Annotated in this window: 14 protein-coding genes, 1 tRNA gene, 1 pseudogene and 1 riboswitch; of the genes and pseudogenes, 12 read left to right on the top strand and 4 right to left on the bottom strand. The window is 60.1% G+C overall.

All coding sequences use genetic code 11. From position 1 onward, the window contains the following. Positions 1-5: 5 nt before the first annotated feature. The 4 genes from CKW30_RS27755 to CKW30_RS09070 form a co-directional block, all read right to left on the bottom strand. A complete protein-coding gene (locus CKW30_RS27755; protein ID WP_095180595.1) occupies positions 6-5537 on the bottom strand; it encodes a calcium-binding protein in 5532 nt (1843 codons plus the stop codon). A 2-nt stretch (positions 5538-5539) separates the two neighbouring features. Then, complete coding sequence (locus tag CKW30_RS09080; protein ID WP_095180594.1) at positions 5540-6394, bottom strand: hypothetical protein; 855 nt, start codon at positions 6392-6394, stop codon at positions 5540-5542. Between the two features lies 1 nt (position 6395). Further along, positions 6396-7640 (bottom strand): glycosyltransferase family 4 protein, encoded by a 1245-nt coding sequence (locus CKW30_RS09075; protein ID WP_095180866.1) that lies wholly within the window; start codon positions 7638-7640, stop codon positions 6396-6398. A gap of 196 nt (positions 7641-7836) precedes the next feature. Then, positions 7837-8241: a hypothetical protein gene (locus CKW30_RS09070; RefSeq protein ID WP_039760873.1), complete on the bottom strand. Its 405-nt coding sequence runs from the start codon at positions 8239-8241 to the stop codon at positions 7837-7839. Positions 8242-8590: 349 nt separating this feature from the next. Next, positions 8591-8691: riboswitch (guanidine-I (ykkC/yxkD leader) on the top strand. Positions 8692-8754: 63 nt separating this feature from the next. On the opposite strand from CKW30_RS09070, the gene CKW30_RS09060 reads away from it, so the two are divergent. The 12 genes and pseudogenes from CKW30_RS09060 to CKW30_RS09000 all read left to right on the top strand — a co-directional run bounded on the left by CKW30_RS09060 (position 8755) and on the right by CKW30_RS09000 (position 22634). Continuing rightward, on the top strand, positions 8755-9822 hold the full coding sequence (locus CKW30_RS09060; protein WP_095180593.1) for a putative urea ABC transporter substrate-binding protein: 1068 nt from the start codon (positions 8755-8757) through the stop codon (positions 9820-9822). An 18-nt stretch (positions 9823-9840) separates the two neighbouring features. Then, positions 9841-10656 carry an ABC transporter permease gene (locus tag CKW30_RS09055; RefSeq protein ID WP_024011982.1) on the top strand — a complete coding sequence of 272 codons (816 nt, stop codon included), beginning with the start codon at positions 9841-9843 and terminating at the stop codon, positions 10654-10656. Next, complete coding sequence (locus CKW30_RS09050; RefSeq protein ID WP_095180592.1) at positions 10653-11441, top strand: ABC transporter ATP-binding protein; 789 nt, start codon at positions 10653-10655, stop codon at positions 11439-11441. Before CKW30_RS09055 ends, CKW30_RS09050 begins: the two co-directional genes overlap by 4 nt. Before the next feature lie 13 nt (positions 11442-11454). Beyond that, on the top strand, positions 11455-12180 hold the full coding sequence (locus CKW30_RS09045) for an urea amidolyase associated protein UAAP1 (RefSeq protein WP_016771290.1): 726 nt from the start codon (positions 11455-11457) through the stop codon (positions 12178-12180). Between the two features lie 11 nt (positions 12181-12191). Next, entirely contained in the window at positions 12192-12833 is a 642-nt protein-coding gene (locus CKW30_RS09040; RefSeq protein WP_016771291.1) for an urea amidolyase associated protein UAAP2, read from the top strand. A gap of 282 nt (positions 12834-13115) precedes the next feature. Beyond that, positions 13116-16751: an urea carboxylase gene (uca, locus tag CKW30_RS09035; RefSeq protein WP_095180591.1), complete on the top strand. Its 3636-nt coding sequence runs from the start codon at positions 13116-13118 to the stop codon at positions 16749-16751. 25 nt (positions 16752-16776) lie between these two features. After that, on the top strand, positions 16777-18549 hold the full coding sequence (gene atzF / locus CKW30_RS09030; RefSeq protein ID WP_095180590.1) for an allophanate hydrolase: 1773 nt from the start codon (positions 16777-16779) through the stop codon (positions 18547-18549). A 217-nt stretch (positions 18550-18766) separates the two neighbouring features. After that, positions 18767-20253 (top strand): annotated as a pseudogene (locus CKW30_RS09020) (diguanylate cyclase). Further along, entirely contained in the window at positions 20246-20476 is a 231-nt protein-coding gene (locus CKW30_RS09015) for a cysteine-rich CWC family protein (protein WP_056783484.1), read from the top strand. The pseudogene CKW30_RS09020 and the gene CKW30_RS09015 overlap by 8 nt, the downstream one beginning before the upstream one ends. 33 nt (positions 20477-20509) lie before the next feature. Continuing rightward, positions 20510-21202: a pseudouridine synthase gene (locus CKW30_RS09010; RefSeq protein ID WP_095180588.1), complete on the top strand. Its 693-nt coding sequence runs from the start codon at positions 20510-20512 to the stop codon at positions 21200-21202. Between the two features lie 316 nt (positions 21203-21518). After that, on the top strand, positions 21519-22403 hold the full coding sequence (locus tag CKW30_RS09005) for an alpha/beta fold hydrolase (RefSeq protein WP_041478884.1): 885 nt from the start codon (positions 21519-21521) through the stop codon (positions 22401-22403). A gap of 157 nt (positions 22404-22560) precedes the next feature. Beyond that, a tRNA-Gly gene (locus CKW30_RS09000) sits at positions 22561-22634 on the top strand. The last annotated feature ends 122 nt before the right edge of the window (positions 22635-22756 follow it).

Below are 22756 nucleotides of genomic sequence, written 5' to 3'. Positions count from 1 at the left end.
TCTTGTCAGACATTCAGTTCGTAGAACTCAATGATTTCCTTTATGGCCCGCTGCGCTTCATCGTCGCCCTTTATCAAAATATCCTCGACATCCCTCAGTGGCGGAAGCGGGTGCAGACGTTCAGCAATTTGCCTTGCGCTGTAGTCTTGAGTCGCTGTTCCTTCGCTGACTCTTATGAAGCCAATAGCGCTTTCACCTGCGGCAAAATGACTGGAAACCCGGATTTTCGGCGCCATGCCGTAATCCACCACAATCACCAGATCATCGCGCTCACGATGAAACCTCAGGTTGTCGATCGTCAGCCTGCGTTCGGAAAAATCGATTCCATCCTGTCCGCCTCCGTTGTTGATGATCACGTCTCTGCTGAGGCCATCGTATCGGTAGAGATCATTTCCAGCGCCGCCGGTTAGCGTGTCATTGCCCGGCCCACCCACCAGCAGGTCGTCACCGAGGCTGCCCGTGAGCACGTCATCCCCGTGCATGCCTCGGATCTCCCCCGCGCCGCTTATCGTGTCGTTGCCACGACCGCCTACGAGTGGCAGCGCTCGTCCGTCTCGCAGGGAGGTTGAACGGGTGGGATGGTTGACGATGACACCCGTATGAAAAGTCTCGGGCGCAGGTCCCAGCTGACTTGATTCCAGGAGCTGCTTCAAACTTGCGACCGACCCATCGGCGAACTTGACGAGCTCAATACCGGCGCCCTCAAGTTCACCGCTGTGGGGCCAGACGATGCGGACTTTCTGTGTCCCGCCCCATTGGATATCGAGTGTCGGATGAAGCATTTTCGCTCTCGGCGGGTTGCGGTAAGCCGCGCGATCCGGGTTGGGCTCCAGCTCGACATGGGTGGTCTCTATCAGCGCAGCACTCCAGCTCAATTGCAGTGCATCGCGCTGCGCATCTGCTGGAAGAACGACCGTGTCCTCATCGATCAGGCCGTACTCGTCTTTCCACTCCGCTGCGCCAACTTCTGCGCGGTGGAAAACAGGGTTCGGCACATCCGCAATCGTGGTGGTCGCTGCGGCGTGCGCTTGCACGATGTAGGTGTCGGCACCGCCTTCGCCGTAAAGCCAGTCATCCCCTGCCCCGCTGACCAGATAGTCGGCGCCCTCGGCGCCCAGCAAGGTATCGTCACCTGCACCTGCGGATAAAAACGCGCCCGGTGTTCTGTCGCCGACAGTGCCGTAGTCAAGTGGGGAGCCTGCATAAGCGACGATCAGATCATCACCCGCGCCGCCGTGGAAAACGTTTTCCACTTCGACGTTGACTCGCCCGCCGGCATCGTCGCCATGGACGATTTTGCGTTTGATCGTTTCAGTTGTGACATCCCAGCGAAACGCCTTGGGCACTGTTGCGCCCGAACTGAAGCTTGCCGCCGGATAGACGTACCAGCCTTCAAGCGCGCCGGATTCCTTTCGGTCCTCAACCAATACGTCGCCCGAATTGAATGAAAACCCGTTGGCCGAGCCGGATCGATAATAGCGAGGCGCCTGACTTGAAGAGGCTGTCGCTCCCTCGGATTTCACCTGTTTATTTTCGACACGGGTTGTGGTTGTCGACTGCCTTTCACTGACCACGGCGTGCCCTGCATCAACCTTCATCCATGGCGGCGTTTCAGACAGTGTCCCCGCTTCGACGCTGCCATCGATCAGCTCGGTGTGAGTGGTGTAACCGGTGTCGCTGGTAGTGATATGGCTGCGAACCCAGACGCCTTCCTCATTCAAGGTAAAACCTGTGGCGTGTCTGCGGGCGGAGCGTTTTGACTTGATTTGCGCGAGGAACTCATCGGTCCAGTTGACCGCTTGAACAGATGCCACCAGGCCTTGCGCCGCAGCGGTGACATCGTCTGGCTTAACCGGATCCGCAACTTTGCTTTCAGGGGTTGCCGGGGCGGTGACAGGTTCTGGTACGGGTGATTCGGCCGTCTCTATCGGTGGCAATGTTTTGCGCAGGACATCCTCATAACCCAGTACAACACCATCGCTGAAACTGAATGTGGAATCCTTCCACCGCTCGTGATTCTTGATGAGTATCGCGTCGCCCGTGCCATTGGCCAGTCGCAAAACCGTGCCGACGGTAACTTCGATAACGTCGGCCTTCAGGCTTTGCGCGCAAAACCCTGCACCGAACCTGATGATGTTGCGGCCGCCGGCATCGGTGACGATATCCAGGCCGTCGCCAGCGCCGAAATAGTAGATGTCGGCGCCATCCATGCCATCCAGCACGTCAGCACCTGGACCGCCATCAAACACGTTGTCGCCAGAATCGCCGCGAAGGTAGTCCGTCCCCTCTCCGCCCAGCAATGTGTCGTTGCCGACGCCACCGAGCAACGTGTCGTTACCTGAGCCACCGTGCAGATAATCGGCATTCTGCTCGGCCTCAGCGCTGTTTTCGTAATCGCCGGCAAGGATGTCGTCACCCGCGCCGCCGTACAGCGTGTCGGCACCGAAACCACCCTGTAACGTATCGTTTCCTTCGCCGCCCTGAAGCACGTCGTTGTTGCTCCCGCCCGGTTGCAGGTCAGACACATCGCCATCGAGGAAATCAGCCCCTGCACCACCCACCAGCGTATCCGCGCCACCCATGCCGCGCAGGGTGTCATTCCCCGCGCCGCCATCGAGAAAGTCGTTGCCGTGATAACGAACCGGATGGTCAGGGCTGTCGCCGATCAGATCGTCATGGCCTTCGCCGCCGAAGAGCAAATCATCGCCACCGCCGCCCCAGAGCGTGTCATCACCGGAGCCACCGTCCAGCAGATCATCGCCAAAAAAATGCGCGGCATCGCCTTCGACGCCGTCCAGTACGCCGTCATCACCCTGCAAAATGTCGTTGCCAGGGCCGCCATACAAAGCGTCGCTGCCACCGTTACCGCCGAGTGAATCATCACCACTGCCGCCGTCCAGCACATCGTTGCCATGGTGTCTGCTGGGCAGGCCACCGCCCCAATCGAGGTTGTCACCAAGCATCACGTCGTTGCCGCTGCCACCGGCCAGGGTGTCGTTACCTTGATTGCCTTTGAGAAAATCGTCGTCAGCTCCGCCGTCAAGCAGGTCCTCCCCCCAGCCGCCATCGATAAAGTCCTTGCCACCCTGACCGTACAGCACGTCGTCACCGCCCTCGGAGGCACTGTTTATCGAGGCCTTTGAAAAGACCGTTCGGTGACTGGTGACACCGCCAGCAATAGTGACGGTAGCGTGTTTGACCGCCCAACCCTGCTCCAGCGCACCGGTGGTTTCGTCTCCGGATAACACATCGTCGCCAGCACCGCCGATCAAGGTATCCCGATCATTGCCACCGAGCAGAACATCTCGGGATGCCGTACCGATAAGCAAATCGTCACCTTGCCCGCCGTCGAGCCAGTCTCCGCGATTCGCCTTGCCCCTGGCGTCACCGTCGGCCATAGCGTTTTCGAGCGTCGTCTGCTTGTCGCCGAATAACCGATCGTCTCCAGCCTTGCCAAACAATCGATCAGAACCACCCAGGCCGAGAATGACGTCGTCTGCGGCGGAACCGTAAAGTACGTCGGCCTTGTTGCGCTGTTTGACCTTGGGCAGCAGCACCACGTTGCCCAGTTCATCAAAGGAGGGCTGATCGCCGGGGACAGTGGGATCGGCGTCTTTGGCTTTCCAGTCGCCCTGAAGCGTCAAATCCGCAGCAGTGAGCGGCTGCCCCTCGTATTCAGGGAGGCGGATGCCAAGCATCCCGGGCTGGAAGTTTTTGATCACCACCAGATCGCCCTGGCCGTATTTGATGTTGAGGGTGTTTTCAACAAGCGCCAGGGTGATGGACCGATCCTCGGTAGACCAGATGTTGCTCAGAGGCGCGCGGCGTTTGAGTGCGGGAATCGGTGCGCCGTTGATCCACAGCTGCCCATCGGCGTTGGCATCAAGAATCTCGTCGAGGCCATCGCCGCTGGCGAACTCATAACGGTCGTTGCCTTCGCCCCCGATCAAAGAATCGTTACCCTTTCCTCCGATCAGAACATCGTCACCGGCCATCCCGTACAACTCATCATTGCCGTCACCTCCGGTTAGCAAGTCGTTACCGCGACCGCCTTCAATGACATCGTGACCGGCCATCCCATCGATGGAGTCATTGCCCACGCCGCCATACAGATGATCGGCATTGGCGCCACCAGCGAAAGACCGCCCGCCGTCATCACCGAACATGGCCAACGAGTTCAGCACTCCGGTGGTCATCGGCGCCTGTTTGCCGGAGGCGAGATCGGAGTAGGAAAACTGCTGCAGCGAGTGTTCTCCAAACGAGCCTTGGGTTCGGGCAATCAAACGGGCGAGCATCTGCGCACGGTCCGCCAGCCACTGCGCGGTGATAAAGCCTTCGCCAGTGTGCGGATCGTAAAGCTCGAGGTTGCGGTCGGGATAACCGTCGGCTCGCTCTATGACGACTTCACTGAGTTGCTGCAAAGAGTTGCGCAACGCCAGACCGAGCGGCGTCGCCTCGCCTGCCAGTTTCGCCCATGCATTGGCATTGCCGAACTCGCCTATTGTTCGGGTGACGATGCTTTGCGACTGCTCTGGGGAGAATGCCGAGAAGAAGGCGTAAGCGTTGCTGGCGAAGGTGTCGTTGGTAGTGGGTATGGCAGCAGAATCGCCGTCGTAAGTGCGCTTGAACATGTCGAGAAATTCGTTCTGGCCGTAGCGCAAGATCAGCTCGACCACGGCGGCAACAGGTGTGCCTTTGACTACATGCTGAATCAGCGGATTCACACTGCCACTGGCCAGCGCGATATTGATTTGCTCGGGTACGACCGAGAGCAGACTTTGCAGTGGATTGATGCCGAAACTGCTGATCGCCGCTCGCAGGCCGACGCTGTAGGCGTCGATGGCGAAGAGAATGTTTTTATAGTCGTCGAGCCGGTTGGGTTTTGCCTGAGTGGGTGGGCCGTCATCTTCCGCATTCGGGTCGCCAGCAGAGATCAGTCTCCACGTTTCATAGGGAGGTTTACCGCCCAGCAGGCTAAATCCGACTGTTCCAGACCAGCCGGCATTGCGTTTCACGGCGGTATCGTCCTCCCCGCAAACCTCCTTGAACAGCGCCTCGCCAATCGCGCTGGCGTCGATTTCTGCGATCTGGCTGATTGACGGAACCGTCCACGGTGCCAGTTGAGCGGCAAGGGATCCGTTGATCAGGGTATTGATGAAGTTGACGGCAACCTGGTTGGATGAAAGCTGCATCAGGTCTTCACTGAAAATAGTATTCAGTCTGAGTTCACCCTGGCGTGAGGTGTAACCACGAATCAGGGCAGAGTAGGCACCGTTTCCACCGTTGGCATCAATGGCCACGGCAAGCCAGAGTCTGGCGCTTTTCAGCACCTCTCCAGCCTCCTTATCGGCAGTTACAACGTCAGAAACTTTTTCACCAATAATGTCGAATAGCTTTTGGTACAGGGGGGCGCAGCTTGCCCCTGCTATTTTCAGCGCATCGTACTGAATTTGTTTTGAGCTCAGCCTCATTCCTTTGCAAATATTAGCCGCGTTGAAAATCTCTGATTTTTCCATGTCGCTAAAAACATAACTCATTGTTACTTCCTTGTAATAACAGCCCGTGAAAGATAACCACTGAGATACTTGAGCATCTCAGGTGCTTCGCGTAATGACGCTAATCCGAGTTTTACGCCACCGTGCCCACCAGCGAAGTCGAAGTTATCCAGATTGATAGCGCAGAAGAAATTCAGTTTGCCGAAATCAAGATTTTCCAATTCAGTTCTGCTGAACCTTGCCAGTTTCTCGTCAGTCAGCTTTTCCTCCGAAGCCGGGCGAATCAAGCCGTCACAGTTGATCAACCGAGGGGTTCCATCTCGCCGCGGCCAGCCAGTAATGACAAACGTTCTAACCGAATCTTGATTCTTGAAATGCGGTGGAGGTGCATCGAGCCAAATCTCCAGCCCCGGATAATTCTTTAGTTTCACAATCAACTCATCCGGCCAGTTGACGTGCCGATAACCCCGCTCATGGGGTTCGGTGGTTTCTTTCCTGGTAAAAAGTCCGGCGTTCAATTTATAGAGCCGCCAACTTTTGGGGATCGACTCTGCGCGCTGATCCTGGTACCGGTGCAGCCCCGTCCCGGTCCACCAGAAAAGCCCCTTCAGAGCAATCGCCAGACACGCTTTCTTGTTCACCATTTCAGGCATGCCTACATAAAACTCAGGGACTAGCGTCTTATCTATATAGGCGCCGCCTAATATCGGCACTTGCTGCATGCTCGCCAGCTTGTTCTGGCAAGCTTTCTCGTTTGCCTGGTGAATAGCCGCCGACTCGGCAGTTTGTTCTTTGCGAATATAAAATTCCGCTACGCAGTAACAGACATAAAAGAACAATCCATACTTCAACAACCTTTTAAACCACTTGATCGCCTGCTTACGCGACTTCCTGGACATTTCAAACCTCCCGCTCAAACTGCGGAACGGTTGGTATGTCGCTATGCCCGGATATCGCGCTTGCAAAAACCTCAAAATATTGGCTCACGCCCGATTCCACACTGAACCGACCTGCCGTCAACTTCGCGGCGCTGGCAAGACCATCGTACTCACCTGCCGACTTCAAAACCTTGCATACACTTCTGGCAATTTCTTGATGGTCGAAGAAATCCACCAATATGCCATTCGCCCCCTCGACAATGACTTCCCTTACCGGAGCCGTATCCGACGCAACAACCACACAACCGGACGCCATCGCCTCCAGTAACGACCACGACAAGACAAACGGATACGTCAAATAGACATGAACTTTCGAACACTGCAGTACCGCTCGATAAGTCTGGTAGGGAAGTTTCCCTGTGAAATGCACTCTGGAGTGATCGAAACTGACCTCCGCCTCCATCCTGCTGCGCCAATCCGGGTACCCGACCGGCTTACTCCCATAACTGACACCGTCACCGCCAACCACGATGATCTGCGCATCTGGACACTCGGCCTGAATAAGCGGGATCGCTCGCATGAAACTGTGAAAGCCGCGATAAGGCTCAAGGTTTCTGGCGACATAGGTAACGATCGGCTGTCCGGCTTTGAGCTCGATTCCATTGGGCAGTCTGACTGCCCCCACTTTCGCCAAGTCAGCACGTTGAATCACACCTTCGTGAATGACCCGAATCGCCGACCGGTAAACGGCCGGAAACAGGCTGCGCTGCCACTGCGTAGGCGCGATTGCGATATCGCATTGTTGAATATTCAACAGATGCAGCGAGTTGAGCACTCGCAGCCGTGACGACTCCCTTGCGGCTCGGCGGAGTTCAGGGTCGAACCCGCAATCGGCGCCCTGCGCTCGATAGTAATACTCGCAATAGTGAATCAGCGGCGTATCGGCATAGACGTCCTTGGCAAACAGCGTCTCTCCCCATCCGGGATGAGCAAGAATCACGTCTGGCTGATAGCCCGAACGTTTCAGCCTGCCCAGGATTTCAAAAACCTTCTGCCCGTCGATCACCGCTTGTTCGTAGCGGATCAGATACGGGTGAATATTGCCGGGCGCTCGGCTGGTCGCTCGATATCGATGGATTTCCACACCGGCGACGCCCGGTGCAGTGTCCCGACCTATCGCCACAACCTCATCACCGCGCTCCAGCGCCGCCAGCACCACATGACGGAACTGACCGGGAAAATTTTGGTGAATAACCAGAAGCTTCATAGCGCTGAACGTCCATTTTTCGCCGCTATCGAGCTGAGGATTGCTCGCCTCGTTCGGCATCCACGAACGCTAACAAACGCCACGAAATGAAACTGTAGGACGCTTCCGGGAATCTCCTAGGAGATGGCCAACGGAACAACTTTTCGCCGGGCAAAAAAAAGCGGCGCTTGATGCGCCGCTTGTTCATTGCAGAGATTTACCAGCGGTTGCCACGGCCGTTGTAGTCACGGCGACCGCTGTGACGATCATAGTTGCCGCGACCGCGGTGGTCATTATCCCAACCGCCGCGACGGTGGCCGTCCCAGCGTCCGCGATCATTGCCGTGCCAGCGCCGGCTTTCGTAGTAACGCGGGGCCGGTTGGTAGTGCCGTGGCGCCTGGTAATAACGCGGTTGCTGGTAGTAACGCGGCGCTGGCTGGTAGTAGCGCGGCTGGGTGTAATAGGTGCCGCCGCTGCGGTAATAGGAGCCGCCACCGCTGTAATAGGCCGGTGCGGGTGATGTGTAGACCTCTGACCTGTAGTAGCTGTCTCCATAGGAATAAGGAACGCATCCGCCAAGGGAAAAAAGCATCACGGCAAGCAGTACGATTCGGCGATACATGGCGGCCTCCTGGACCGCGGGTTGGCCACACCAGCGACGCTGGCAGGCGACCGTCAGCAATTGCGTGACTGTCGAAGAATCAGACAGCGGTTTCGGAATCTGGTGCGTTCCTGCAACAAGTTGAAACAAGTGATCATGAAATCTTGTTAATCCGCAAATCAACGCCCCGTGAACCCTGAACACGCTGCATGACGGTGCAACCACGCACCACCACGATGCGCTGTCGCTCGCCCCGCTCACCTCGGCAATCCAGCAGATCCCCGCCGCAGAGGCCTCGGCCCGACTTGGCACGTCTCTCGCTTTAGCAAACCCGTGCAGGAGTCATCACAGGTTCGCGGCACCACAATTTGCAATGGCTGACTAGGGTTCCGGCTCGCAATCGCGAGTGGCTGGTCCGAGAGTTGGCGACCTCCAGTTGAGGTTACACGGCGGGACAAAAGCCCGGGAGACAAGCCACCGTTCGCGGTGCCGCGTTGCCTTCCTGTCCGCCCTCGATCAACTGGAGAATCCGCAATGATCCGACTACGTTTCCCCGCCCTGCTCGCCGCCGCCTTCGCCGCGCTCATCAGCACGCAATCTTCCGCCGCCCAGAAAGACCACTTCAGCGTGTGCTGGACGATCTACGCCGGCTGGATGCCATGGGAATACGCCGGCAGCCAGGGCATCGTCGACAAATGGGCGAAGAAATACGGGATCAAGATCGACGTCGTGCAGCTCAACGACTACGTCGAATCGATCAACCAGTACACCGCCGGCCAGTTCGACGGCTGCACCATGACCAACATGGATGCGCTGACCATTCCGGCTGCCGGTGGTGTCGACAGCACCGCGCTGATCGTCAGCGATTTCTCCAACGGCAACGATGGCATCGTGCTCAAGGGTGAAGGCAAGAAAGTTGCCGACCTCAAGGGCATGGACGTCAATCTGGTCGAGCTGTCGGTCTCCCATTACCTGCTGGCCCGGGCACTGGACTCGGTGGACCTGACCGAGAAAGACCTGAAAGTGGTCAACACCTCCGACGCCGACATTGCCGCCGCGTTCAACACCGACGACGTCAACGCCGTGACCACCTGGAACCCGATGCTCTCGGATATCAAAGCCAAACCCGGCGTCACCGAAGTGTTCAATTCCAGCCAGATCCCCGGCGAGATCATGGACATGATGGTGGTCAACAGCGCCACCCTCAAAGACAACCCGGCGCTGGGCAAAGCGCTGACCGGGGCGTGGTTCGAAGTGGTCGCTTTGATGAACGCGAAAAGTGCCGCGAGCAAAGCTGCGCTGGAGCACATGGCCAAGGCCTCGGGAACTGATCTCGCCGGCTTCCAGGCGCAACTGGACACCACAAAACTGTTCGCCACGCCGAGCGAAGCGCTGAATTTCGCCACCAGCAAACAACTGCCGGACACCATGCGCAAGGTCGCCGAATTCTCCTTCGAGCATGGTCTGCTCGGCGAAGGCGCGAAGGACCCGAGCGCGGTCGGCATGTCCTTCGCCAACGGCGTGACCAGCGGCGACACCGCCAATCTCAAGCTGCGCTTCGATCCGACCTACGTGCAGATGGCCGCCGACGCCAAGCTGTAAGCCACGGAGGATTTGGCCATGCGCCTGATCAATCGCCACCCCGATCGCCCGAGTCGCCTGTTATTGGTGATCCTGCCGTTCGCGCTCGTGCTGTTCGCCTACTTCACAGGCTCGGCCGAGCGCCTGGCGGACAACCCCAACGACAAACTGCTGCCCAGCGCCGTGCAGATGAGCGACGCGGTAAAACGCCTGGCCTTCAACGCCGACAGCCGCACCGGCGAATATCTGTTGTGGCAAGACACCGCGTCGAGTCTGCGGCGCTTGGCTATCGGCCTCGGCATCGCAGCGCTGGCGGGTCTTTGCCTGGGTATTGCGGCGGGCACCCTGCCGCTGTTCGGCGCGCCGTTGTCGCCGCTGCTGACGGTGCTGTCGATGGTGCCGCCGCTGGCGATCCTGCCGATTTTGTTCATCGTCTTCGGGCTGGGCGAGTTGTCGAAAGTCATGCTGATCGTCATCGGCATCACCCCGGCGTTGGCCCGGGATCTGGAACAGCGTGCCCGCGACATTCCGGTCGAACTGCTGATCAAGGCGCAGACCCTCGGCGCCTCGACCTGGACGCTGATGCTGCGCGTGGTCTTGCCGCAGCTGTTGCCGCGCTTGCTGATCTCGCTGCGCTTGATGCTCGGTTCGGCGTGGCTGTTCCTGATTGCCGCCGAAGCGATCGCCTCCACCGACGGCCTCGGCTACCGGATCTTTCTGGTGCGGCGCTACCTCGCCATGGATGTGATCCTGCCCTATGTGGTGTGGATCACCCTGCTCGCCTGGCTGATGGACTGGGGCTTGAAGCAGCTGACCCAGCGCGCTTTCCCTTGGTATGAGGGAGCGGCGAAATGAGCTTCATCACAGTAAAAAACGTCTGGCAGCAGTACGCCGATCAAGTGGTGCTGGAAGGCTTGAACCTGAGCGTCAACGAGGGCGAGTTCTGCACCTTGGTCGGCGCCTCCGGTTGCGGCAAATCGACCTTCCTGCGCCTGCTGCTCGGCCAGGAAAGCGCCAGTCGCGGGGAGATTCTGCTCGACGGCCAGCCCTTGGCCAGCGAGCCGGATGCCAGCCGTGGCGTGGTCTTTCAGCGCTACTCGGTGTTCCCGCATCTGAGCGTGCTCGACAACGTCACCCTCGGTCTCGAATTGCCGCGCGCGCCCTTGCTTGGTCGGCTGTTCGGCAACGCCAAACGCGAGGCTCGCGAGCAGGCAGCAGCACTGCTGAGCAAAGTCGGCCTCGGCCATGCGCTGGACAAGTACCCGGCGCAGCTGTCCGGCGGCATGCAGCAACGCTTGGCCATCGCCCAGGCGCTGATCATGAAGCCGCGCGTGTTGCTGCTCGACGAGCCCTTCGGCGCACTCGACCCGGGCATTCGCAAAGACATGCACGCGCTGCTGCTGGAGCTGTGGCGCGAGACGCAACTGACGGTGTTCATGGTCACCCACGACCTGTCCGAAGGCTTCAGCCTCGGCACGCGTCTGCTGGTGTTCGACAAGGTGCGCCTCGACCCGCACGCCCCCGGCGCCTATGGCGCCCGCATCACTTACGACATCCCGTTGAACAGCGACCGCCGCGCCCAGCGCGCCGCCGTCGAGGCCCTGCCGCTGCCGCTGGCGGGCACCCTTCGCACTGCTTGAGAGGACTGCTGCAATGACTGATTCAATCCAACTTTTCCCACCCTTCGCTGAGGAAATGCTGCCGGGCGGCGGCCACCGTTCGTTCGTGCTCAAGCGCGGCCAATTGCTGCGCCTGACCGACCTGCGCGGTGGCGCCAATGTCAGCCTGACCTTGCTTAATGCCAATGAAAAAACCGAGCGGCTGAACCTGCCCGACAGCCTCAAATGCCAACACACCGCCAAGCTCACCGCCGGCCACTGCCTGTACTCGGACATGGGCCGCGTGCTCGCCGCGATCACCGCCGACACCTGCGGCTGGAGCGATAGCCTCGGCGGTGTGCTTTGCGCACAGGAAGTCGCCGAAAAGTACGGTCAGGGCCGCTACCAGGAATTGCGCAACGGCTTCTTTCGCAATGGCACCGACAACCTGCTGGTGGAACTCGGCAAGTGGGGCCTGGGCCTGTCCGACCTGCTGATGACCCTGAATCTGTTCAGCCGTGTGAACGTCGATGAGGCCGGGCGTTTCCACTTCGTCGAGGGCAATTCGAAGGCCGGTGACTACATCGAGTTGTACGCGCCGATGGACACCCTGGTGGTGCTCACCGCCCTGCAACATCCGATGGACCCGTCACCCGAATACGCCCCGAAACCTCTGAAGCTGAGCTGGATGAACGCCGACGCCAGCGTCGCCGAACACTGCCGCACTTCGCGCCCGGAAAACGAGCGCGGCTTTATCAACACCGACCGTTTGTTCGCCTGAGGATCGCTGCCATGTCACTCGCAATCGCCACTTCGCACAAGCAAGCCGACAGCGCGATCTACCGCGCGACCATTCCCGCCGGCGAGCCCTGGCTGATGGAGGTCAAGGCCGGGCAGACCCTGCGCATCCTCGATCTGGAAGGCAATCAGGCAGTCGACACTTTGTTCTACAGCCTCGCCAACCCGAAGGAACGCTACGACGTGCAACGCACCTTGCGCCGGCAGAACAGCGTCTACCTGAGCACCGGCAGCGTGCTGTATTCCAACCTCGGCCAGCCGATGCTGACCATCGTTGCCGACACCTGCGGGCGCCACGACACCCTCGGCGGCGCCTGCGCGCAAGAGAGCAACACCGTGCGCTACGCCCTGGAAAAACGCTACATGCACAGCTGCCGCGACAACTACCTGCGCGCCTGCGCCCACGACGGCCGATTGAGCAAGAGCGACATCGGGCCGAACATCAATTTCTTCATGAACGTGCCAGTGACGGCGGACGGCGGGCTGACTTTCGAGGACGGTATTTCGGCGCCGGGCAAGTATGTCGACTTGCGCGCCGAGATGGACGTGATCGTGCTGATTTCCAACTGCCCGCAGTTGAACAACCCGTGCAATGCCTACAACCCGACCCCGGCGGAGTTGCTCGTATGGAACTGACCATCAGCCGTTTACGCCGTTGGCTTTTTGCCCTGTGCCAGGCGCGTTCCGGGCAGTGCCTGAAACCTTCAAGGCACTGATAGTCCTGTGGGAGCTGGCTTGCCAGCGATTGCGGTGTTTCAGTCACCAACAATGTTGGATGTGCCGACCTCATCGCTGGCAAGCCAGCTCCCACAGGAGTTTGTGGTGGGTTTGAGTGAAGTGTGTTTTTTCCATCCGGGACGGCCCGGATGTCTGTCGAAAAACAGCGGGACGGCCCGCTCCCCCTTCAGGGGTTATGCCATGTTCGAAAAAATCCTGATCGCCAACCGTGGCGCGATTGCCTGTCGCATCCTGCGCACGATCAACGTGCTGAAGGCCCAAGGCGTCGCCGTGTATTCAGAAGCCGATGCTGCCAGCCTGCACATCTCCCAGGCCGCTGAAGCGCACAGCCTCGGCGAAGGCTCGGCGTCCGCGACGTATCTGGCGGTCGACAAAATCCTCGCGATCGCCAAACAAAGCGGTGCCACGGCGATTCATCCCGGCTACGGATTTCTCTCGGAAAACGCAGCGTTCGCCGAAGCCTGCGAAGCGCAGGGCATCGCCTTCATCGGGCCGACGCCGGAGCAATTGCGGATGTTCGGCCTCAAGCACACTGCTCGCGCATTAGCCAGACAGCACGGCGTACCCATGCTCGAAGGCACCGACCTGCTCGACAGCCTCGATTGCGCGCTGAGCGCCGCCGAACAGGTCGGCTACCCGGTAATGCTGAAAAGCACCGCTGGCGGTGGTGGCATCGGCATGCGCGTGTGCCGCAGCGCCAGTGAATTGAGCGAATCATTCGAAGCGGTGAAACGCCTCGGTCAGAACAACTTCAGCGACGCCGGGGTGTTCATCGAGAAGTACATCGAACGCGCGCGGCATCTGGAAGTGCAAGTGTTCGGCGACGGCTGCGGTGAAGTCATCGCTCTCGGTGTGCGCGACTGTTCGGTGCAGCGGCGCAACCAGAAAGTCCTCGAAGAAACCCCGGCGCCGAACTTGCCCGAAGGCATGGCCGATGAGCTGTGCGCGGCAGCGATCAAACTGGCGCAAGCGGTGAATTACCGCAGCGCCGGCACCGTCGAATTCGTCTTCGACAGCGAGGCCCAGCGCTTCTATTTTCTCGAAGTGAACACGCGCTTGCAGGTCGAGCACGGCGTCACCGAACAGGTGTGGGACGTAGATCTGGTGCGCTGGATGATCGAGTTGGCCGCCGGTGATCTGCCGCCGCTGAACGAGTTGTATCAAGGCCTGGAACCGCAGGGCCATGCGATTCAGGCACGTCTGTACGCGGAAGATCCGGGGCGTGATTTTCAGCCAAGCCCGGGCCTGCTGACCGCTGTGCAGTTTCCGCCAGCCAACGGCGTTGAGTTGCGCATCGACACCTGGGTCGAGGCCGGTGTGGAAATCCCGCCGTATTTCGACCCGATGATTGCCAAGCTCATCGCTTGGGCGCCGAGCCGCGAACAGGCTCGCGCCGAACTCCATCAGGCACTGGGCGATAGCCTGCTGTATGGCGTGGAAACCAACCGCGATTACCTGCGGCAGATTCTCCTCGATACTCCATTCGCCAGCGGCCAGCCGTGGACCCGTTGCCTGGAAAATCTGCTCTATCACGCCAACACCTTCGAAGTGCTCAGCGCCGGCACGCAAACCAGCGTGCAGGACTATCCCGGCCGCCTCGGTTACTGGGCCGTCGGCGTGCCACCCTCGGGGCCGATGGACAGCCGAGCGCTGCGTCTGGGCAATCGCCTGCTCGGCAATGAACAAGGCGCCGCCGCACTGGAAATCACCATGAGCGGGCCGATCCTGCGCTTCAATTGTGACGCGGTGGTCGCGGTGACCGGCGCGCCGATTGCCTTGACCCTTGACGCTGAACCGGTGCCGATGAACACCGCGCTGCTGGTCCCGGCCGGCGCGACATTGCAACTGGGCAGCATCAGCGGCGCCGGCGCGCGCAGTTATCTGTGCCTGCGCGGCGGCGTGCAGGTGCCGGATTATCTGGGCAGCAAAAGTACCTTCACTCTCGGCCAGTTCGGCGGGCATGGCGGACGGGCGTTAAGGGCCGGTGACGTGTTGCATGTGCCGGCATTGACCGAGCGCAGCGCCGGCCAGCAACTGGCCGAACAGCACATCACTGCGCTGCCGAGCGTGCGCCAGATCCGGGTGATCTACGGTCCGCACGGCGCGCCGGAATACTTCAGCGAAAACTACATCGCCACGTTCTTCGCGACCCAGTGGGAAGTGCACTTCAACTCCAGCCGCACCGGCGTGCGCCTGATCGGACCGAAGCCTGAGTGGGTGCGTGAGGATGGCGGTGAAGCGGGTCTGCACCCGTCGAACATCCATGACAATCCGTATGCGATTGGTGCGGTGGACTTCACTGGCGACATGCCGGTGATTCTCGGCCCGGATGGCCCGAGCCTGGGTGGGTTTGTCTGCCCGGTGACGGTGATTGAGGCGGACCTGTGGCAGCTGGGGCAGCTCAAGGCGGGCGATAAAATTCAGTTCATCCCCGTCGACCTCGGCACCGCCCGCGATCTCGCCCTGAAATGGGATGCACCCTGTGGGAGCTGGCTTGCCAGCGATGGTGCCCGATCTGACACCGCATCAACTTCATCGCTGGCAAGCCAGCTCCCACAAGGGATTGTGTCGCCTGTGGTTCTTGAGTTGGGTCAGGGGGATCGGCGGCTTGTCGGGAGGGTTTCTGGCGACACTCATTTACTGCTGGAGATCGGCGCGCCGGAGCTTGATCTGGTCCTGCGCTTTCGCGCCCACGCGCTGATGCAGGCGCTGGAAAGCCAAGCCCTGCATGGGGTGATCGACCTCACCCCGGGCATTCGCTCGCTGCAAGTGCACTACCAGCCCGAGCAACTGCCGCTGGCTGATCTGCTCGGCATCGTCGCTGGCGAATGGGACGCGGTGTGCGCCGCCAAGGACTTGCAGGTGCCTTCGCGCATCGTGCACTTGCCGCTGTCGTGGGACGACCCGGCCTGTCAGTTGGCGATCGAGAAATACATGACCACCGTGCGCAAGGACGCGCCGTGGTGCCCGAGCAATCTGGAGTTCATCCGGCGCATCAACGACCTGCCAAATCTCGACGAAGTGCAGCGCACGGTGTTCGATGCGAGCTATCTGGTGATGGGCCTTGGCGACGTCTATCTCGGCGCGCCGGTGGCCACGCCGCTCGACCCGCGTCATCGTCTGGTGACCACCAAGTACAACCCGGCACGTACCTGGACCGCCGAGAATTCGGTCGGCATCGGCGGCGCCTACATGTGCGTGTACGGCATGGAAGGCCCGGGCGGTTATCAGTTTGTCGGGCGCACCCTGCAGATGTGGAATCGCTATCGCGAAGTCGCCGCGTTCGACGGCAAACCGTGGCTGCTGCGCTTCTTCGATCAGATCCGTTTCTACCCGGTCAGCGCCGAAGAACTGCTGCGCATTCGCCGCGATTTCCCCCTTGGGCGCTTTGATCTGAACATCGAACACAGCCAACTCAACCTCGCCGACTATCAGGCATTTCTCAGTCAGGAAGCCGCGGGCATCAGCGCTTTCCGTGCGCAGCAACAGGGCGCGTTCAAAGCTGAACGCGAACGTTGGATCGCCAGCGGCCAGGCGCATTTCGACAGTGAAGAAGCCGTGCCTGACGCCAGCGAAGAAGCACCACTGGAAAACGGTGAACACAGCGTCGACAGCCACATCGCCGGCAATCTCTGGCAGGTGCAGGTCGAGGCCGGCCAGCGTGTCGCGGCGGGCGACGTGCTGGTGATTCTCGAGTCGATGAAGATGGAAATCCCTGTGCTCGCGCCGCTGGCCGGTGTGGTGCGAGAGATCCGCGTGCAACCCGGTTCGGCGGTGCGCGCCGGACAACGGGTGGTGGTGCTGGAACTCGACTGAAGCCATTTTTTATAAGGATCAACCGATGAATCTGCAACTCGATGCACTGCGCCAGGCCTATCGCAATGGCGACACCACACCGCGCCAACTGCTGCTGCAACTGCGCGAAAAAGCCGCTGCGCTGAATCCCGACTATCACCTGTTCATCCACCTGCTGAGCGTCGATGAACTGGAGCCGTATCTGGCCGCCCTCGACGGTCGTGACCTCGACAGTCTGCCGCTGTATGGCGTGCCATTCGCGATCAAGGACAACATCGATCTGGCCGGCATTTCCACCACAGCCGCGTGCCCGGCGTTCGCCTATGTGCCGCAGCAGTCGGCGACCATCGTCGAGCAACTGTTGGCGATGGGGGCGATTCCGCTGGGCAAGACCAATCTCGATCAGTTTGCCACCGGACTCAATGGCAGCCGCTCGCCCTACGGCGCGTGCCCGAACAGTGTGCTGGCGGAGTATCCGTCCGGCGGTTCCAGTGCGGGTTCATCGCTGGCGGTAGCGCTGGGTGTGGCGAGTTTTGCCTTGGGCACTGACACCGCCGGTTCCGGGCGGGTGCCGGCGGCGCTGAATAATCTGGTGGGATTGAAGGCGAGCAAAGGCCTGATTTCCACCGCTGGCGTGCTGCCGGCGTGCCGCACGCTGGACTGCGTAACCACCTTCACCGCCACTGCTCGCGAGGCCAGTCAGTTGCTGGCGTTGACGGCCAGACACGATCCTCGCGATGAGTACAGCCGACGCAATCCGGCCTGGAATGACGGCTCGGCATTTGGCGCGCCACGGCCGTTTCGCTTCGGCGTGCCACGGGCACAGGACCTTGAATTTTTCGGCTGCAACGAGGGGCCACAGTTGTTCGCAGCGGCCATCGAACGGCTCAAGGCTTTGGGCGGCGAGGCAGTCGAATTCGATCTGTCGCCGTTTCTCGAAGCGGCGCGTCTGCTCTACGACGGGCCGTGGGTCGCCGAGCGTTACAGCGTCGCCGGTGAGCTGCTGGAGCAGAACCCAGAAGCGGTGCTGCCGGTGATCCGTGCGGTGCTGGCCAAGGCTCCGGCAGTGACTGGCGTGCAGACCTTCCGCGCGCAATATCGATTGCAGGCGCTGAAGGCCCTCTGCGACGAGGCCCTGGAAAATCTCGACTGCGTGCTGACGCCGACCATCGGCCGTCCAGTGACCCTGGCCGAGCTTGAGGCGGAACCGGTGCTGCGCAACTCCGAACTCGGTTATTACACCAACTTCATGAACCTGCTCGACTACGCCGCCGTCGCCGTGCCGACCGCGTTCATGGACAATGGTTTGCCGTGGGGCGTGACGTTGTTCGGGCGGGTGTTTACGGATCAGTATCTGTTAAGCGTGGCCGATGCCTTGCAGCGCCAGCAGGACAGCGCCCTGCCAGCTCCGACGAACGCTGCGCGCAACGACCGCGCTCGATTGGTGGTGTGTGGCGCGCATCTGCAAGGGCTGGCGCTGAACTGGCAACTGACCCAGCGTGGCGGGCGTTTGCTGGAAACCACGTTCAGTTCGCCGGACTATCGACTGCACGCCCTCGCCGGCGGCCCGCCATTGCGGCCGGGCATGGTGCGGGTCAAGGACGGCGGCGTGGCGATTGCCGTGGAGGTCTGGGAGTTGCCGAGCAGCGAGCTGGGCTCGTTTCTCACCGGAATTCCGGCGCCGCTCGGGTTGGGCAAGGTGCAACTGGCGGATGGGCGCTGGGAGAGCGGGTTTATCTGCGAGCCGTATGGCCTGGAGGGTGCGGTGGATATCAGTCATTTGGGGGGATGGCGGGCATACCTCAAAACCCTGGCCTGAATCTGTCGCCCTGTGGGAGCGAGCCTGCTCGCGAATGCGGTATGTCATTCAACATTGATGTGGCTGACCCACCGCTTTCGCGAGCAGGCTCGCTCCCACAGGTTCTGGCGCACCACCCCCGAATAAAGGAACGACCATTCACGCCGCACAGGGAGCAGTTATTTGCGCGCAGTGCCACTAGAATGCATCCCATCGGGCCACTGCCAACGGATCTGCCATGCCGCTTCGTTCTCCCTTGTACTCGCAACGTTCACTGGTGCTCACGTTGGTCGCCCTGCTCGGCGCCGGCTTTCTCGCCACCTCGCTGTTGAGCTATTTCGCCTCCCGCGCGTCGATCCGCGACAACATCGTCAACACCGAACTGCCACTGACCTCCGATACGGTCTATTCGGAAATTCAGAAAGACCTGGTCCGGCCGATCCTGATTTCCTCAATGATGTCCCGTGACACGTTCATGCGCGACTGGGTGGTCAATGGCGAACAGAATCCCGAGCAGATGACCCGCTATCTCGACGAGGTCATGACCCATTACGGCGCCTACACGGCGTTCTTCGTTTCCAATGCCACGCTCACCTACTACCACGCCAAGGCGTGCTCAAGCAGGTCAAAGTCGATGAGCCGCGCGACACCTGGTACTTCCGCGTGCGCGACATGCAGGACCCGTACGAGATCAATGTCGACCCGGATCTGGCCAACAAGGACAACCTGACGTTCTTCATCAACTACAAGGTCTACGACTACCACAACCGCTTCATCGGCGCGGCGGGCGTGGGCCTGACGGTGGACGCGGTGATCAAGCTGATCGACAAGTATCAACAGCGCTATCAACGCAGCGTGTACTTCGTCGACACCTTCGGCCGCCTCGTATTGACCGGCGCAGAAGGTGGTCCGGAAGGCGCGCACATCGGCCAGAGTCTTGGCGAACTGGAGAGCATGAAAAGTCTGGTCAGCCAGTTGCCCAAGCCGCACAGCGGCAGCTACGAATACTCCACCCACGGCCAGGGACATTTTCTCAACGTGCGGTTTATCCCCGAGTTGAACTGGTACCTGTTCGTCGATAAACGCGAAGACGGCGCGCTGAGCGAGATCCGCCAGTCGCTGTATCTCAATCTGCTGATCTGCCTGTTGGTGACGTTGATCGTACTGGCGCTGCTCAATCGGGTGATCAAGCGCTTCCAGGCGAAGATCCAGGCGCACGCCACCCTCGACAGTCTGACCGAACTGCCGAACCGACGCGGCTTCGACATCCTCGCTGCGCAAGCGCTGCACGAGGCCCAGCGGGAAACCAAGCCGCTGACCGCGTTGCTGCTCGACCTCGACCACTTCAAAGCCTTGAACGACACCTACGGGCACATGGCTGGCGACCAGGTATTGATCGGTTTCGCCCGCGACCTGCAAAGTTGCCTGCGTCACGCCGATATCGTCTGCCGCTGGGGCGGTGAAGAGTTCATCGTTCTGTTGAAAGACACCGACGGCGAGACCGGGCAGAAAATCGCCGAGAAAATCCGCCAGCACGTCGAACAACACGAATACGCTTACGATGGCCACAGCCTGCATCTGACCGTGAGCATCGGCGCCACCACCGTGCAACACGATGACACCTTGCACACTCTGCTGTCGCGGGCCGATCATGCGATGTACCGCGCCAAGCAAACCGGGCGCAACCGCACCTGCATGGAAATGCCGCACTCGACCTATGCCTGATAACGACGTCAAACCCGACCAATGCCCGGCCTGCGGCGCCCGCAACGATTGCAGCCTCGCCGACCCGCGCACCGCCGACCGCGAATGCTGGTGCTACGGCGTGACCATCGACCCTGCAGTGCTCGAAGCGCTGCCGGCCGAGTTGCGCAATCAAGCCTGCCTGTGCCCGCGTTGCGCCCAGGTCGAAGCGCAGTTGCAAGCAGATCGGCGGCCGATCCCGTAAGATGCGCGGCCCTTTGTCCGTTGAATTCTGACCATGCGCGTCGACCGCTTCCTCAGCAATCTGCCCTGCTACAACCGTCAGCAGGTGCGCCTGTTGCTGGTGGAAAAGCGCGTGCGGATTGACGGAAAAGTCGTCAGCGACCCGCACAGTGACGTACTGGAATTCAGCCGGGTCGAAGTCGATGATGAGGTGCTGCAAAGCGGTAAACCGGCGCGCTATTTCATGCTGCACAAACCGCCGGGTTGCGTCAGCGCCACCCGCGATCCGCAGCATGCGACCGTGCTCGACCTGCTCGATGAACCGCACAAGGACGATCTGCACATCGCCGGACGTCTGGATTTCAACACCACCGGGCTGATGCTGATCACCAATGACGGCGCCTGGTCGCGGCGCCTGACGCAGCCGCAAACCAAACTGGCGAAGGTCTATTACGTCGAAACCGAACAGGACATCGACCCGAGCTACGCGCTGAAATTTGCCGAGGGCATCTACTTCGCTTTCGAAGATCTGACCACGCAACCGGCACAGCTTGAGCTGCTCGGCCCACGCTCGGCACGGTTGAGCATCGTTGAAGGCCGCTACCATCAGGTCAAGCGCATGTTCGGGTTCTTCAACAACAAAGTCCTGCGCCTGCACCGCGAATCCATGGGCAAACTGACCCTCGATCACGCGCTAAAACTGGGCGAGTACCGCGCTTTGCGCACCGAAGAGATTCATTTGTTCTAAGCCGGCGACCGCTCAGCCGAAGTTGTCGAACAATTCGCCGACGGCACTTGCGTGATCCTGAGTCCCCTGCTTGAATCAGGACGTCGGCCGAAATGTGACCGATGAGTCACCACATACTTCCAAGAAACTTTTTGTCGGTCGTCTGCCCTCAAGGGCTGCGCCTCAGCCGGCAATCTGCCCGCCAATAACAACACCCGTCGACCTGCCGTACCGGATCGACATGGGCCAGCAAATTTCAGGCGTATGCCTACCTGTCACAAAGCTCGTGCAATCTCGATTGCGCGCATACCCGCTTGCTTGCCAGGAGTCTTATGACATGAGGCCAGAAATCGCTGTGCTGGATATACAGGGTCAGTATCGGGTTTACACGGAGTTCTATCGCGCAGACGCCGCAGAAAAGACCATCATTCTGGTCAACGGCTCGATGGCCACGACTGCGTCGTTTGCACAGACCGTGAAAAACCTGCACCCGCAATTCAACGTGGTCTGCTATGACCAGCCCTACGCGGGCCGCTCAAAAGCCCACAACCGGCATGAGAAACATCTGACGAAGGAAGTCGAAGGGCAGATTCTGCTGGAGCTGATCGATCACTTCGCCGCCGAACACGTGCTGTCGTTCTCCTGGGGCGGCGCCGCCACTCTGGTCGCCCTCGCCCAGCAACCGCGGCGCATCGAAAAAGCCGTGATCAGCTCGTTCTCACCGGTGATCAATGCGCACATGCTCGATTACCTCGAGCGCGGCGTCGACTACCTCGGCAGCCGCGACGGCGATCGGGTCGGCCATCTGGTCAACAACACCATCGGCAAACACCTGCCGTCGCTGTTCAAGCGTTTCAACTACCGCCACGTCAGCAGTCTCGCCGAGCATGAATACGGACAGATGCATTTTCATATCAACGACGTGCTGCACAGCGATCGCCAGTGCTATCTGAATGCGGCGAAAAAGATCAACGTGCCGGTGCTGTTTCTCAACGGCGAATGGGACGAATACACCGCCGCCGAGGATGCGCGACTGTTCGGCAACCACGTTGCCCACAGCAGCTTCACCACCCTGCAAGCCACCGGACACTTTCTCGACATGGAGCACAAGGCCGCCTGCCGCGACAGCCAGAACGCCCTGCTCGGCTTTCTGAAACCTGCGCCGCAAGCCAGCCGAACGCGCTACTCGTTTGTGCAGGATCAACATGCTTTGGCCATTTGAAACAGCGTCATCGCGGGCAAGGCTGCAAGCTTGAAGTGCCTGTTGCACCGGCGCAGCCCTTGCTCGCGATCGACCGTTTTCTGCGTGGCAAAGCCCTCGCAGAGAAAAGAAAACTTCAAATCCGTGGCCGAGTCTGGTACAAAGTCAGCCGCTCTGAGCGGGTATAGTTTAGTGGTAGAACGAAAGCTTCCCAAGCTTTAGATGAGGGTTCGATTCCCTCTACCCGCTCCACCGAATATTGATCTCGCGTTGTGTTGTCCGACGGGGGATGCAGAAATGAAAAACCGGCCTTGATGGCCGGTTTTTTTGTGTCTGGAAGTTGAAGCGTGTTGGCGGTGAAGACTTCCAGAAGA

It is taken from the genome of Pseudomonas sp. Irchel 3F6 (assembly GCF_900187595.1).
GTDB classification, from domain to species: domain Bacteria; phylum Pseudomonadota; class Gammaproteobacteria; order Pseudomonadales; family Pseudomonadaceae; genus Aquipseudomonas; species Aquipseudomonas siliginis.
This window is presented reverse-complemented; position numbering and strand designations above follow the sequence as displayed.